Annotated in this window: 13 protein-coding genes; 7 read left to right on the top strand and 6 right to left on the bottom strand. The window is 68.0% G+C overall.

The annotated features are described in order from the left end of the window. Nucleotide 1 precedes the first annotated feature (1 nt). The 7 genes from VFP86_16530 (at nt 2) to VFP86_16500 (ending at nt 8107) form a co-directional block, all read left to right on the top strand. The gene (locus VFP86_16530; protein HET9001246.1) at nt 2-1216 is read left to right on the top strand and encodes an anhydro-N-acetylmuramic acid kinase; all 1215 of its coding nucleotides are present in this window, start codon (nt 2-4) and stop codon (nt 1214-1216) included. Then, nucleotides 1213-2307 (top strand): serine hydrolase domain-containing protein, encoded by a 1095-nt coding sequence (locus tag VFP86_16525; GenBank protein ID HET9001245.1) that lies wholly within the window; start codon nt 1213-1215, stop codon nt 2305-2307. Before VFP86_16530 ends, VFP86_16525 begins: the two co-directional genes overlap by 4 nt. After that, entirely contained in the window at nt 2304-3920 is a 1617-nt protein-coding gene (locus VFP86_16520) for a glycosyltransferase family 39 protein (GenBank protein ID HET9001244.1), read from the top strand. The genes VFP86_16525 and VFP86_16520 overlap by 4 nt, the downstream gene beginning before the upstream one ends. 54 nt (nt 3921-3974) lie before the next feature. Beyond that, the gene (locus VFP86_16515) at nt 3975-4964 is read left to right on the top strand and encodes a BadF/BadG/BcrA/BcrD ATPase family protein (protein ID HET9001243.1); all 990 of its coding nucleotides are present in this window, start codon (nt 3975-3977) and stop codon (nt 4962-4964) included. Beyond that, nucleotides 4961-5665, top strand: a complete 705-nt coding sequence (locus tag VFP86_16510; protein ID HET9001242.1) for an N-acetylmannosamine-6-phosphate 2-epimerase — start codon at nt 4961-4963, stop codon at nt 5663-5665. Before VFP86_16515 ends, VFP86_16510 begins: the two co-directional genes overlap by 4 nt. A gap of 13 nt (nt 5666-5678) precedes the next feature. Beyond that, the gene (locus tag VFP86_16505; protein ID HET9001241.1) at nt 5679-7487 is read left to right on the top strand and encodes a hypothetical protein; all 1809 of its coding nucleotides are present in this window, start codon (nt 5679-5681) and stop codon (nt 7485-7487) included. Between the two features lie 131 nt (nt 7488-7618). Next, nucleotides 7619-8107 carry a hypothetical protein gene (locus VFP86_16500; GenBank protein HET9001240.1) on the top strand — a complete coding sequence of 163 codons (489 nt, stop codon included), beginning with the start codon at nt 7619-7621 and terminating at the stop codon, nt 8105-8107. Between the two features lie 9 nt (nt 8108-8116). On the opposite strand, the gene VFP86_16495 is transcribed toward VFP86_16500, so the two are convergent. The 6 genes from VFP86_16495 to VFP86_16470 all read right to left on the bottom strand — a co-directional run. Further along, nucleotides 8117-9472 (bottom strand): pyridoxal-dependent decarboxylase, encoded by a 1356-nt coding sequence (locus VFP86_16495; protein ID HET9001239.1) that lies wholly within the window; start codon nt 9470-9472, stop codon nt 8117-8119. A gap of 37 nt (nt 9473-9509) precedes the next feature. Further along, on the bottom strand, nt 9510-10421 hold the full coding sequence (locus VFP86_16490; GenBank protein ID HET9001238.1) for a CehA/McbA family metallohydrolase: 912 nt from the start codon (nt 10419-10421) through the stop codon (nt 9510-9512). Between the two features lie 98 nt (nt 10422-10519). After that, complete coding sequence (locus tag VFP86_16485; GenBank protein ID HET9001237.1) at nt 10520-11884, bottom strand: ABC transporter substrate-binding protein; 1365 nt, start codon at nt 11882-11884, stop codon at nt 10520-10522. 74 nt (nt 11885-11958) lie between these two features. Then, nucleotides 11959-12855, bottom strand: coding sequence for a carbohydrate ABC transporter permease (locus VFP86_16480; GenBank protein ID HET9001236.1), 897 nt, complete (start codon nt 12853-12855; stop codon nt 11959-11961). Next, nucleotides 12852-13808, bottom strand: coding sequence for a sugar ABC transporter permease (locus VFP86_16475; protein ID HET9001235.1), 957 nt, complete (start codon nt 13806-13808; stop codon nt 12852-12854). Before VFP86_16475 ends, VFP86_16480 begins: the two co-directional genes overlap by 4 nt. Continuing rightward, nucleotides 13808-14451: glycerophosphodiester phosphodiesterase family protein (locus VFP86_16470; protein HET9001234.1), on the bottom strand; the 644-nt coding region annotated here is incomplete at its 5' end. The genes VFP86_16475 and VFP86_16470, both read right to left, overlap by 1 nt.

Raw genomic sequence — 14451 nt, 5'->3', positions numbered from 1 at the left:
GATGAGCGTCGACCCCTTCGCCCGCATCCGGGCCAAGCCCGTCACGTTGGTGATCGGGCTCATCTCGGGCACCTCCGCCGACGGCATCACGGGAGCCCTCGTCGAGATCACCGACCGCGGGCGCGAGCGACCGGGGATCGCCCTGCGCGGGTGGGCCACGACGCCGTACCCGCCCGAGGTGCGGCGCCGCGTGATCAACCTCTTTACCGAACCCGCCACGATGCAGGACGCGGCCACGCTCAACTTCCTCTTGGGGGAGCTCTTCGCCGACGCCGCGATCGCGGCGGCCCGCGCCGGCGGATGCGATCTCGAGACGGTGGACCTCATCGCCTCGCACGGACAAACCGTCGCGCATGTGGGCACGCCCGATCCTGCCGACTCGTTCAGCCGCGCCGCGACGATGCAACTGGGGGAGGCGGCGGTGATCGCGGAGCGGACGGGCCGGCCGGTCATCGCCGACTTCCGCCCCGCCGATATGGCGGCCGGGGGCGTCGGTGCGCCCTTCGTCCCTTACGCAGACCTACTGCTGCTCGGCAATCGGACCGGCCGGATCGCGCTGAACCTCGGCGGGATCTCCAACCTCACCGTCCTCCCGGCGGGCGCAACGTTCGAAGATGTCTACGCCTTTGACTGCGGCCCGGCCAACATGGTGAGCGATGGCCTCGTCCGCCACTTCTTTGGCGAGGCGTACGATCGAGACGGCAGCCGCGCCGCGCGCGGCCGGGTGCGCGAGGACCTCCTCGCTGCGCTCATGCGCCATCCCTTCGTCACCGCGTCGCCGCCCAAGGCGGCGGGGCACGAACAATTCGGCCGCCCGTTTCTCCACGACCTCCTCGCCGCCTGGGGAACCCTTCCCGCCGACGACTTGATCGCCACCGCAACCGCATTTGCGGCGGAGGCGATCGCGTCCAACGTCTCCCGGTTTGTGCTACCGCGCCATGCGATCGAGGAGATCGTCGCCTCCGGGGGAGGCGTGCACAACCCCACGTTGATCCGGCGCCTCGCAGACGCGGTGACCCCCCTTCGCGTCCGGGCGATCGACGAGTTCGGCATTCCCTCCGACGCCAAGGAGGCCCTCGCGTTTGCGCTCATTGGACACGCGAGCCTGATGGGCCGTTCGGGGAACCTCCCCCGGGTCACCGGTGCGCGCCACGGCCGCATCCTCGGCAAGTTCACGTGGCCCCCGGGCGCGGCCAGCCGGGAGTCAACCAAGTGAACGGCGCCCGCGCGCTCGCCCCGGTACGCGATCTGCTCGAGTCCGGAGTCGGCCGCGCCTATCCGGGTGCCGTTCTCGAAGTGTGCCGCGGTGGCGAGATCGTCATCCGGTGGGCGGTCGGCTTTCGCTCTCTCGTCCCGGACCGGCAGCCGGCCACCCCCGAGACCATCTACGACCTCGCCTCCCTCACCAAGGTCGTCGCGACGACGCCGCTCGTTCTCATGGCCGCGGCCGAGGGGCGCCTTCGGCTCGACGATCCGGTGACCACCCATCTCCCGGAGCTCCGAGCCCCGGGCATCACCCTCAGGCACCTGCTCTCCCACACCGGCGGGCTGCCGGCGTGGATTCCCTTCTATCTCGAGGTCTCAGGATACGAGGCGGTCGTCGCGCGCGCGGCCTCCACGCCGGCCACGGCGGCGCCGGGCACGCAGGTGGTCTACAGCGATGTGGGGTTCATCCTGCTCGGCGAGGTGGCGCGGCGCACGCTCGGAGCGCCACTCGACGTGCTCGCCAAGACCAGAATCTTCGATCCCCTCGCGATGCACGACACCACCTATCGCCCCGACCCCCGTCTGCGCGACCGCATCGCGCCGACCGAGGACGGCACCGGAACCGAGCAGGCGATGGCCGGTGAGGCCGGTCACAGACACACGTGGCGGCGATACCTCATCTGGGGCGAGGCGCACGACAGCAACGCGCATGCGATGGGGGACGTCTCCGGGCATGCCGGCCTGTTCGGCACGGCCGACGATCTGATCGTGTACGCAGGCACGTGGCTCCGCCGCGGGCGGACGGATCGCGGCGACGTGCTGCCGGCGGATCTCGTCCGGACGGCCGCCCGCGGCCAGCCCCCGGACTACACGCGGGGGCTGGGATGGGCGTTGACCGGGCCCCAAGGATGGTGGGGGGAGTCGCTCTCGCCAAGCGCCTTTGGACACACTGGGTTCACGGGCACGTCCGCCGCGATCGATCCGGAGCACGACCTCGCGATCGTCCTGCTCACGAATGCCATCCACCTCGGACGAGACCGGACCGAGATCCTGACGCTCCGCCCGCAACTCGCGGGCGCGATCGCGCGCGCTCTGCTTTGAGCCGGGCCGGCGGGAGCGCGGGACGCTGGGGGCTGCTCGCGGTCCTCGCCCTCGCCGCGTTCCTCAACCTCTACCGGCTGGGGGCCGGGTCGCTGTGGGACCAGGACGAAACGCGGTACGCGGAGATCGCCGCTGAAATTGTCCAGACGGGCGATCCCATCACCCTGCACTCGAACGGCGAACCCTGGTACGTTCACCCCCCGCTCTACATGTGGCTCGTCGCCGCCACCGGCCGCGTCCTGGGGTTCACCGAGTTCAGCGTGCGGCTCTGGTCGGCGCTCGCGAGCCTCATCGCGGTGTATGCCACGTTCCTGCTCGGGCGCGCATTCTTCGGGGAACGGACGGGGCTCGTCGCCGCGGCCATCCTCGCCGTCACGCTCCAGTACCTTATTCAGTCTCGCCTGGCGGTGTTCGACACCGTGCTCGTCGCGTGGATGCTGCTCGCCGTCTACGCGTTCTACCAAGGCTACCGCCGCGGATCTACCGGCGACTACATCCGCTTCTTCCTCTTCGCCGGCCTGGCCACGCTGACCAAGGGGCTCGTCGGCATCGTCCTTCCGGGGCTCATCATCGCCGCGTTCGTCACCCTGCGCGGGGCCTGGGCTCGGTGGCGCGAGGTGCCGTGGACCGCCGGACTCGCCCTCTACACGATGGTGGGGCTGTCCTGGTACGCCGTGGAAACCATCCTGCACGGCCGGCCGTTTGCCGCCTCCGCGCTCGGTTACTACACGTTTGGCCGGTTCTTCGGGATCGTGGAGAATCAGGCCAATCCGTGGTGGCTGTACGTACCCACCCTCGGCTTCGGCGGATTCCCGTGGAGCGTGTTCTGGCCCGCGGCCGCGGCCTGGCACCTTCGCCGAGCCCGCGCGGACGACGGGAGCCTGTTGGTCCTGCTGGCGTGTGGGGGGACGTTCCTCTTCTACACCGCGGCCGCCACGAGACTGCCGAACTACATCCTGCCCGTCTATCCGTTCGCGGCGATCGGCGTCGCGACGTTGTGGGTCCACGCGATTGAGCGAAGGCGGATCGATCGAACGATCGGGGTCCCGCTCGGTCTGCTCGTGGTCCTCATGGGGATGCTGTTCACGGCGGTCGCTTGGTATCTCCGCAGCAGGTACCCCGAGGCGTATCGCGCGCACGCCGATGCGCTGCGCCTGCCGGCCGCTGCGATCGCGGTGGGCATCGGGACGGCCCTGGCGCTGGCGGCGAGGGGGCGCGCGTTCGGAACCTTCGTGGCGCTCGCCGCAACCATGGCGGTCATCTGGATCGGCGTGCTAACGTGGGCGGTCCCCGCCGTGGAGGCGCGCAAGCCTATGAAACCCTTGGCGCTGGCCATAAAGCGCGCCCTCCGTCCGGATGATCGCATCATCGCCTTCGGCTCGGACGTGCCCCAATCGTTGATCTTCTACACCGGGCACCGCGTCGAGCGGGCGGCGAGGCCGCAGGACCTCCGGGCCTTCGTGTGCGCGCCCGGCCGCGTCTTCGTGGTGCTCAACTCGGCTAACGCGGCCGCGATGGGGAAGACGCTGCCCCGAACGCTTGCGCCGTTCGCGGAGCGCACCGACGTCCGTGTGCTGGTGAAGCCGGCCGCGCCGGCGCATCGATGTGTATGACCGGACGATACTGGGAGGACCGGCTGCGGCCATCCGCGAACCCCCCTTCCGCCAATGGCGTATTTCCTCGGTGTCGATGGGGGCGCGACAAGCACGGCCTGCGCGATCTGTGACGCCGACGGTCGCATCCTCGGCGCCGGTGATGGGGGCCCCAGCAATCACATCTTGGCACCGGGAGGTGAGGAGCGCGCCCGGACCGCGGTGGAAACGGCGCTGGGCGCTGCGGAGGCCTCTGCGGGACTCCACCGCGTGGAGTTCGACTCGGCCTACTTCGGAATGACGGGGATCAACCGCAACACCGAACAGGCGCGCCTGTTCGAGCGCGCGGTCTCGGGTCTGCTCACCACCAGGATCATGCAGATCGACAACGACGCGTCGGCGGCACTCGCCGGCGCGCTCGCGTGCCGGCCGGGGGTGATCGTCATCGCGGGGACCGGCTCTGTGGCCTATGGCCGCGATCCTTCGGGCCGGGAAGCGCGGGTCGGCGGATGGGGATACCTCTTCGGCGACGAAGGAAGCGGGTTCGCGCTCGGCTTGGCCGGCGTCCGCGCGGCGCTGCGCGCCCGCGACGGCACGGATCGCCCCACCGTGCTCGAGACCCAGATCCCCACCCGTTTCGGGAAGAGCCTCGGAGAGATCCCGCTTCTCTATTACCAGGGTCTCGTGTCACGTCCGGCCATCGCCGCGCTCGCCCCGGCGGTCACCGATGCGGCCGCCGCCGGGGATGCGGTGGCGGTCGCGCTCGTGGAGGACGCCGCGCGGGGGCTCGCGGGTGTCGCCGCCGCCGTGATGAGGCAGCTCACTTGGCCCGATAGCACCGTGCCGCTCGCCCCGGTCGGCGGCGTCTTCAGAGCGGGACGGGTCATCCTCGATCCGCTGAAATCGGCCCTCACCGCCCGCGTTCCCGGCGCCGTCCTCGTTCCCCCGCGGTTCGTCCCGGTCGTCGGCGCGTTGCTGCTCGCGCTGGCGGCGGCCGGCGTTCTCCATACGCCCGAGCGGCTGGCGCTCCTCGCCGCGACCTGGGAACTGCGCAGCGGAACGTGACACACACCGTAGTGGCCCGCCTGCGCGGCCGGCTGATCGTGTCATGCCAGGCCCTCGAGGGCAGCCCGCTCCGGGACCCTAAGATGATCGCCGCGCTCGCGCAGTGCGCGGAGCGCGGGGGGGCGGGCGCGGTGCGGGTCGACAGCCCGGGCGATATCGCCGCCGTCCGGAGGAGCGTCACGATCCCGATCATCGGGATCTACAAGATCCGCGGACCGTCGCCGGTCTACATCACGCCGACGTTCGAAGCCGGCCGGGCGGTCGCCCAGGCCGGCGCGGAGATCGTGGCGGTCCAAGCGACCCAGGACCGCGCCTCGACCCCAGATCGGCTCGAGGAGGTGATCGCCCGCCTGCAGGGCGAATGCCGGGTGCTCGTGATGGCGGACGTCTCGACGCTGCAAGAGGGGGTCGACGCGGCGGAGGCGGGCGCGGATCTCGTGGCGACGACGATGTCGGGCTACACTCCCTACAGCCCGAAGATGGACGGGCCGGACCTCGACCTGGTGAGCACGCTCGCCCGCCGCGTCTCAATCCCCGTCGTGGCCGAGGGCCGGATTCGCACACCCGAGGAAGCCGCGCGGGCGATCCGCGCGGGCGCGTGGGCGGTCGTCGTCGGACGGGCGATCACGATGCCGGAGGCGATCACCGAGGGATTCGTTCGCGCCATCGGGGACGCCCGCCCCTCGGCCCGATCGACGTGACAGGCCGGCGACGATGATGCACGGTTGGCCCGCGCCGCGCGTCCCGCGCGATCTCACGGTTCACGCCCTGGCCGCGCTCGCCGCCTACACAGCCGTGTCGATCGTCTTCTTTGGGCTGCCGGTCTTGGGCAATCTCTCTCGCTCGTATATTGGCGGGGCGACCGGGAACCCCCACGATCCATCGCTGTTCATGTGGCATCTGGTCTGGTGGCCCCACGCGCTCGGGCACGGGCTCAACCCGTTTCTTCCGAAGGTCGTCTGGGCGCCGAGCGGGGCCAATCTGGCCTGGGTGACCAGCGTCCCGGGCGCGAGCCTGCTGGCGTCTCCGATCACGATGACCGCCGGACCGGTCGTCGCGTACAACCTCCTGGTCCTGGTGGCTCCGGCCCTCGCGGCCACAAGCGCGTTCATGCTGTGCCGGTACGTGACCAAGGCGTTCTGGCCGTCGCTCATCGGCGGGTATCTCTTCGGATTCTCCACCTATGAGCTCGGCCACATGTTGGGACACCTGAACCTCATCCTGATCTTTCTGATCCCGGTGTGCGTCGCACTCGTGCTCCTGCGCCTCGATGAGCGATTGACGCCCCGCGCCTTCACGCTGCTGCTGGCGCTGGCGCTCACTGCGCAGTTCTCGTTCTCCACCGAGATCCTGGCCACGTTGACCCTGTTCGGCGGCATCGCCGTGCTGGTCGCGCTCGCGGTCGTGCCGCCCGCATCACGGAGGCGGCTTCGGGCCACCGCGGCGCAGATCGTCTGCGCGTACGCCCTGGCCGCGATGGTGCTCAGCCCATACCTCTACTACGTCTTCGCCCAAGGCTTCCCGGCGACACCCCTCTATCCGCCGACGCGCTTCTCGTCCCCGCCGGAAAACTTTCTCATTCCCACGCCCATCACGTACATCGGGCAGCATTGGTACGAGGCGATCACCGGAACCCAAATCCCTGCGCAGCGTTATGACGAACGCACCGCCTATCTGGGTGCGCCGCTCCTGGTCATCCTCTGCTGGTGCGCGGTCCGGCGGTGGAAGACGCCTGCCGGCAAGCTGCTGGTCATCATCTTCGGCGTCATCTGCGTAGCAACGCTGGGGCCGGAGCTGCGCCTCGGGGGCCGGCTGCTGCTCTCGCTGCCGTGGGCCCTCCTGACGCCATTGCCGCTCATCAATCACGCGATCCCCGGCCGCGCCATGGTATACGCATTCCTCGTGGCCGCCGTCGTGACCGCTGTCTGGGCGCGTGCCGAGGAGACGCCCCGGTGGGCGGTATGGACGCTCGTCCCGCTCGCCGTGCTCTTCCTCGTGCCGAACCTTGGGCTGGCCGTTTGGAAGTCCAACCTCGACACCCCGGCGCTGTTCACCCAGGGGTTGTATGCCCAGTACATCGCTCCCGGGGAGAATACCCTCGTCATCCCCTACGGTCCGGTCGGCAACAGCATGCTGTGGCAGGCGCAGACCGGGATGTATTTTCGCATGGCGGAGGGATACCTCGGCCCCATCATCCCCGAGGAATTCAAGCGCTGGCCCGTGGTGAAGGGGTTTTATGCTCGGCGGTTTACGGCCGATGACCAGCGGGAGCTCGGGGCGTTTCTCCGCGCGCACCATGTCCGGACGATCATCGTCGCGGAGGGGGCCTCGGGCACCTGGCCGCAGGTGTTTGCGGCGATCGATGCGGAGCCCATTCGTGCGGGCGGCGTGCTGCTCTACAAAATGCCGGGTAGCCCGTTTGAGGCGCCCCACGCGTGGCAGGGGCCGCCGCACGCGCTCCAGGCGCAATCCGGCCTGAACGGGATACACATTTCGGCGCGCGACGTCGAGCTTCGCCCCTAAGGAAACACCGCGCCCCACGGCATCTCAGGATCGGCCCACCCGCATCGAGCGCAAGGTCTTAAGAAAACCCAGCCGGGGCATCTGTATATGTAAGAGGTGAGTGAGACATGAGGATTGGACGCCTCGCATTAGTGTCACTGATTCTGCTGGCTCTCCCGACGATGTCCCCCGGCTGGGCGAATGCCAAGGACAAGCACACGAAGGTCAAGGAGTATGAGGAAGGGCACGCATTTTGCCCGCCGAGGGCACTCGTCATCAGGAATGTGCTCGTCCCGGCGGGGCGGTGCTATACTCTCGCCGTCCTCCGCGACAACCGCGGAGCATTCCTCGCATTCATGGATCCCTCTGTGCGGATCCCTGCGGGGAGGATCGAGCGTCTAGACGATTCCGAGGGACGCAGAGTCAAGAGGTCCATCTTCTTTCTCGTCCCAATCCAGCCGACTGCGCGGATCGCGCTGATCCCGGTGAACACGATTCAGCTGATCCGCTTACACGAGGAAGATGAAGAAGATGAAGACGAGGACGCGCACAACGTGCAGTTGAGGCGCTCCACGCTGATTGTGGCGCTTCCCAACTTGCCCGTTCCAAACGTGAGCGTCACGTTCGTGGTGACATTTTAGGCGATCCCATCAAGACCGTCTGCGTCTCGCAGCGACCCGCAGCACGGCAGCCAGCGACCGATCAATATCCTGTTCCGTTGTGGCCCATGACGAGACGCTGATTCGCATGGCGGCCCGGCCATGCCACACCGTTCCTCCGCACCAACAGGTTCCATCGGCTTGGATACCGTCTATGACCAAGCGCGTGTTGTCATCGTTGCCAAACGACACGAGCACCTGATTGAGCACCACCTCATTCAGGGACGGATAACCTGCGCTCGCGAGTCCTTCGGAGAAACGCCTGGCGTACCGGCACGTGCGCTCGATGAGGTCGGCGAGGCCCGACCGGCCGAGGCTGCGGAGCGCGGCCCAGATCTCGACCCCCCGTGCCCGCCGCGATACTTCTGGTGTGTACCGCATCGGGTCCCGCCGCCCGTCCTGTGGCAGGTATGCAGCAGACGCGCTCATCGCCGCTGTCAAATGACCGGCGTCCCGAACGAAGGCGACCCCACCGTCGTACGGCGTGTTCAGCCATTTGTGCGCGTCCACCGCCCACGAATCCGCGTCTTCCGCCCCTCGCACCAGATGGGCGAGGGCGGGGGAGACCGCCGCCCACAACCCGAACGCTCCGTTGACGTGCACCCAGGCGGCCGCGTCATGCGCCGCAGCACAGATCTCCCCGACCGGGTCGAGCGCGCCGGTGTTCACATTACCCGCCTGCGCGCAGACGATGGTATGATCCGTCAGCGGCGGCAGCGCCTCCGCCCGCATTCGTCCCTGAGCATCCGGCGGGACCCGCAAGACACGGTCACGCCCCAGGCCCAGCAGGCTGAGCGCTTTGAGCAGACTCACATGGACCTCATCGCCGACGATCACCGTGATCGGCGGTGCTCCAAACAGGCCATCGGCTTCCACGTCCCATCCAGCTCGAGCGAGAAGCGCGTGCCGGGCCGCGGCGAGTGCGGAGAAGTTGGCCATCGTGGTGCCGGTGACGAACGCGCCTCCAGACTGTTCCGGCAAATGGAGCACGTCGATGAGCCATCGAAGGGCAATCTCTTCCAACACAGCGCACGTGGGGGAGGACACCCAGAGCCCGGCGTTCTGGTCCCACGCCCCCGCGAGCCAGTTCGCGGCCAGCGCGGCGGGGAGCGCCCCCCCGATGACGAAGCCGAAATAACGTCCGCCGGCCGATGCTACCGTCGCCGGGGACCCGATGGCATCGAGGGCCGCGAGAACCCCTTCCGGATCGGTTGGGTCTTGAGGGAACGGACCTCCGAGATCGGGAAGGCGGTTGACCGCTTCGGAGGACGGCGCGACGCTGCGCCTTTCGAGCTCCTCCAGGTAGCGATTTGCCCTGGCGGCCGCGTCAAGCAGAATTGGGCGCATCGGCCCCTCCCCCTAGAGAGTCTTTCATGCTGCTACGCTAACGCTCGAGAAACAGCGGATTGGTCCATGCGCGCCCGCCGGAGGGGGAAGTCATCTCTACGCGCACGTACTTCTCCCGGCCGCGGAGCGCGTAGGTCGCCGTCTCGAGCGGAGCGGCGTCGGCCACAACGCGCTGGCCCCAGCGCCCGTCGCAGATGAAGCGAAACTCCGCTGCGCCGGGCGGCGCGGCGCGGACGGTCACCGCGGCGCCGTTGAAGCTCACGTCCTCAAAGGCGGCCCCGGTGGAGGCGTAGAACGCCCCGCTCCGAAGCCCCTCGACGACCGATTCCGCCGTGAGGGTCTCGGCCCGCAGCAGCGTCCATGCCTGGCCGTAGTCGCGCATACGCCAGTGCGCGTCGTCGTTGGCCGCGCCGAAGAGAAGCTTGCCGCGGCTGAGGCAATCGTCCCAGTGGACCCCGCTGTACCCCTTGCCGATGTCGACCTCGGTGTTTGCGTTGAACACCTCGATCCCCGCGATGCCGTCCAGCCGGAGCAGGTCGTCGGCCACGAGACCGCTCCAGTATGGATGGGCCACAAACACCACCGCGCCGGCCCGGCGGAGCGTGTTGACGACCTCCTGCGGGGCGAGGCCGTGCCGGGTGGCCACGTCACGAGGCATCTCGATCATCGTCCGAAGACCGATCCCGACGATGTGGAAGGACTCTCCCAACTGCGATCGGCCGACATCGACCTCTGTCCCGGGAACGAGGAGCATCTGATTGCCGCGCGGGCGGGAGGCGGGCGTCAGTTGATTGTGGTCGGTGATCGAGATGAAGTCGTACCCCTGCTCGGCGTACCACGCGATCACGGCCGCCGCGGACCGCGCGCCGTCCGAGTTCGTGGTGTGACAGTGAAACACGCCCCGGAACCACCGGCCGGGGCGGGCGAACGGGTTCAGGAGCGCCGTCACGCTTCCCCCTGATCGACCGCGGCGACAACCGAGCCGGGGCGCCTCCCGGCGTCCGGCCCCTCCGCGTTAGCCATCAGCGCAAGGCGGCGATGGCGGGACTAGGCGACGCCCATCGTGCGGTTGTAGACGGCGATCGCCTGATCCACGTTTCTTGCGGCATCGTCGAGCGCCTGCTTCGTGGTTCTGCGGCCGAGGACCGCGGCCTCGATGGCTTCCTCGACCCTGGCCCTGGCTTCCGGGAAGACGCCGAGCAGCGCGCCCTGCGTCGGGCGGTTGATCGGGCTGTTCCGCAGCTCGCTGATCGCGGTCAAGAACTGTGGATTCTTGGCGAGGTTGTCCTTGGCGATCTGCTCCCGGTACGCTTCTTTCCGGATGGGGAAGTAGCCGGTCCCGACGTACCACGCCGCCTGCTGCGGGGGCGCCGTGATGAACTTCACAAACTCCCACGCGGCCTGCTGCTCGACCTGGGGCCGGTTCTTCAGGATCCAGACGGAGGCCCCGCCGACGATACTGCCGCCGTTCTTGGCCGCCGGAGGCTTGGGGAAGTACCCCGTGCCGAGCTCGAACCGGCCGCCGGCATTCGTCAGCAGGCTCCGGAGCGTCGCGGTCGACTCGAAGATCATCGCCGTCTGCCCTCCGGCCAGCGCCCGCTGGGCTGCGGGGTTCCCGACGGACGCGCGGCCCGGGTTGGACGCGACCCCCGCCTTCACCATACGGACCCACCAGTCCAGGATTCGGGCGCCTTCCTCCTCCTGGTTGTAGATGACCTCGGTCGCGGCCTTGTCCCGGCCGTTGCCGTTGTTGGCGTAGAGTGCGCCCTGCCGCGCCAGCAACTGCTCGAAGAACCATCCGTAGATGGAGATGGTGATCCCGGAGGTGGTGGCCCCGCTTTGGACCAGCTTCTTCGCGTAGTCTTCGATCTCCTCAAAGGTTCGCGGCGGTTGATTGGGGTTGAGCCCGGCCTTCTTGTACATGTCCTTGTTGTAGTAGAGGATGGCGGTCGACGTGTTGAACGGCATCGAGTTTAATCGGTCCCCCACCCGATAATAGGCGAGGATATTCGGCTCCAGCTGCGTGAGGTCGAACTTCTCTTTATCGATGAACTCCTGCACCGGGACGATCCCCTTGCTGTCGATCATGAACCGCGTCCCGATATCGTACACCTGCGCCACCGCGGGCACCGACGGCGATTGAATGGACGCCCGGAGCTTGTTGACGAGGTCATCGTAGGACCCCTGGAACTGCGCTTCGACCTGGATGTCTTTGTGCGCGCTGTTAAAGGTGTTGACGAACGCCTTGACCACCGTCTCTCCGAGGTTCCCACCCATCGCGTGCCAGAACACGATCCTGGTCGGAGCCTGGGCCCTGACCAGCGCGGGCGCCAGCCCCGCCCCGGCCATCCCGAGCGCCGTTGCGCCTGCGGCCCTGAAGAACGAACGTCTGGTAATGCGCTTCCGTGGCATCTGCCACCCCTCCCTATGATGTGAGGCCACCGACCCCACAGATCCCCTTTTGTGGTGCGGGGCCGCTCCCCTGCTCAGCCTTTGACGGCGCCGGCGGTCAGACCCCGCACGACGTGCCGATACCCGATCAGGAACAAGAAGATCGTGGGGGCGACGATCAACACGATCCCCGCCATCACGAGGCTCCACGACACCGATTCCTGCGATTGCAGGATCGCGAGGCCGATCTGGACCGTCCGCATCTGCTGTGAGTTGATCACCAGCAGGGGCCAGAGGTACTGGTTCCAGGTCGAGAGGAACGCATAGATCGCCAGCGTCGCGAACGCCGGACGCGCGAGCGGGGCGAGAATCTGCACCAAAAAGCGGCGCCGGGAGCACCCGTCGATCCGCGCCGCATCCCACAGCTCCCGGGGAACGGTCAGGAAAAACTGGCGGAGGAGGAATGTCCCAAACGCGGTCGCCAGGAACGGGGCGACGAGGGCTGGATAGCTGTTGAGCCAGCCCAGGCTTCGCACCGTCAGATAGTTGGGGATCAAGGTGACCTCGGCCGGGATCATCAAGGTGGAGAGGAAGAGGAAGAAGAGCGCCTGCCGTCCCGGGAATTCGATGAAGCTGAATGCGAAGGCGGCGAGGGCCGCCGTGACGATCTGGCCTATGGTCACCGCCCCGGACTGAATGAACGAGTTGAGGAGGAACCGGGCGATCGGCGCGACCCGCAAGGCGTCCGGGTAGTTGGCGGCGTTGAAAACATGAGGCCAGAGCGTGGGAGGGTACTGGTTCACTTCGGCGGCGGTCTTCAGGCTGGTGCCGAGCGCGTACAGCAGCGGGAACAGCACGAAAAGCGCCAGGGCGACCATCAGGAGGTCGAGCCCGCGGTCCGCCGCCATGCGCCGCAGGTCACGCCGGCCCTTGCGGAGGAGTGGCACCGCCGCGGCCGGCCGGGACTGGGCGACGGGGGTCGGGGCTGTCACTGGTAGGTCACGAACCGCTCGAACACGGTGAACTGCAGGCCGGTCAAGATCAGCACCAGAACGAACAGCAGCATCGCCTGGGCCGCGGCCAGGCCAAATCTAAAGTTGAAGAACGCGTTGCGGTAGATCGAGTACACGATCACGTTGGTCGCGTCCACAGGACCTCCTTGGGTCAGGATGTTGACCTGGCCGAACGACTGGAGCACGCTGATCGTGGAGACGACGCCGACGAAGAACAGCGCGGGCGAGATCGCGGGGACCACCACGTTACGGAACGAGGCCCATCGCCCCGCGCCGTCGATCCTCGCCGCCTCGATCAGTTCGTCCGAGACCCCCTGGAGCGCCGCGAGCAGCACCACCACGTTGAAGCCCAGATCTTTCCACACCGTCGTGGCGGCCACCGCGGGAAGGGCGAACCGAGGGTCGATGAGCCACCCGACTTTGTGAACGTGGAGAAAGCTCAGCAGGTAGTTGAGGACGCCGACGTTCGGGTCGAGCAGCCACTCCCAGATCAGCGCCGCTGCGGCAATGCTCACGGCGATCGTGAACGAGTAGGCTGTCCGGAATATTACGATCCCTCGGATCCGCCGGTTCGCCAGCATGGCGAGTGGCAGTCCGAGCAGGATGCCGGCCGGAACCGTGTACAGGGCGAACAGGAAGCTCACCCGCAGGCTGTTCAGGAACGCGGGGTCATGGATCAACTGGGTGTAGTTGGCCACCCCGACGAACAGGCCCAGCCCTCCAAGAGGACTCGTCTCATACAAGCTCAGCTGCAGGTTCTTGATAAGGGGGTAAAAGACAAACATCGCGAAAACGACGAGCGACGGGAGGAGGTAGCCGAGCGCCGCCACGAACTCGCCTCTCCCCGCGGAGCGGGGCTCACGCCAGACGCCGGCAGGGGTCGCGGCGGTCCCCGGCATCACGGGGCGTGCCTCCGGCTGAAGCGCGGTCATCACCCGCGCGCCATCCGTGCGATAAGGCGCGTGTCGTTCGAGGTCACGCCGTCGACGCCGAGGTCCAGGCATCGCCGAAACATCTCCTCATCATCGACGGTCCACGTAAAGATCCCGAGCCCGGCGCGGCGGGCCCGCGCGACGACCTCCTGATCGAGGTACCCCCACTGGACGCAGAGGGCGTCGGCGTCCGCCGCGCGCGCGGCCGAGACCGGATCGACGAGCCGTGCAGCGTACAGGACGCCGGTCGCGATCCGCGGGGCCGCGCCTCGCACAGCAAGGACGGCCTGATGGTCGAAGGACATCACGAACGCCTCCTCCTCCATCTGGTGACGCCGGACGGCATCGACAACCTGGCGCTCGATCCCCTCGGCGGGTGCGGGATCGTTCTTGATCTCGATCTTGATCAGCGCGCGCCCGCGAACGGCCTCCAGCACCTCGTCGAACAGCGGCAGCCGCTGACCCGCCCACTCAGGCCCGAACCATCGACCCGCGTCGAGCCGGCGCAGTTCGTCGAGAGTCAGTGATCCGACGAGGCCCCCGCCGTCCGTCGTCCGGTCCACGGTGGGATCGTGGATGACGACTAGGTGGCCGTCTCGCGTGCGGCGCACATCGCACTCGACGGCCGGGGTCCCATCCTCCA

Source organism: bacterium (assembly GCA_035703895.1).
Taxonomy (GTDB): domain Bacteria; phylum Sysuimicrobiota; class Sysuimicrobiia; order Sysuimicrobiales; family Segetimicrobiaceae; genus Segetimicrobium.
The sequence above is the reverse complement of the archived record's forward strand: the minus strand, read 5'-3'. Positions and strand labels throughout refer to the sequence as shown.

What these genes read in the sequence shown, in the direction of transcription:
- VFP86_16530 (HET9001246.1), top strand. Translation starts at nt 2, where the DNA reads ATGAGCGTCGACCCCTTCGCCCGCATCCGGGCCAAGCCCGTCACGTTG.
- VFP86_16515 (HET9001243.1), top strand. Translation starts at nt 3,975, where the DNA reads ATGGCGTATTTCCTCGGTGTCGATGGGGGCGCGACAAGCACGGCCTGC.
- VFP86_16505 (HET9001241.1), top strand. Translation starts at nt 5,679, where the DNA reads ATGATGCACGGTTGGCCCGCGCCGCGCGTCCCGCGCGATCTCACGGTT.
- VFP86_16495 (HET9001239.1), bottom strand. Translation starts at nt 9,472, where the DNA reads ATGCGCCCAATTCTGCTTGACGCGGCCGCCAGGGCAAATCGCTACCTG.
- VFP86_16485 (HET9001237.1), bottom strand. Translation starts at nt 11,884, where the DNA reads ATGCCACGGAAGCGCATTACCAGACGTTCGTTCTTCAGGGCCGCAGGC.
- VFP86_16475 (HET9001235.1), bottom strand. Translation starts at nt 13,808, where the DNA reads ATGACCGCGCTTCAGCCGGAGGCACGCCCCGTGATGCCGGGGACCGCC.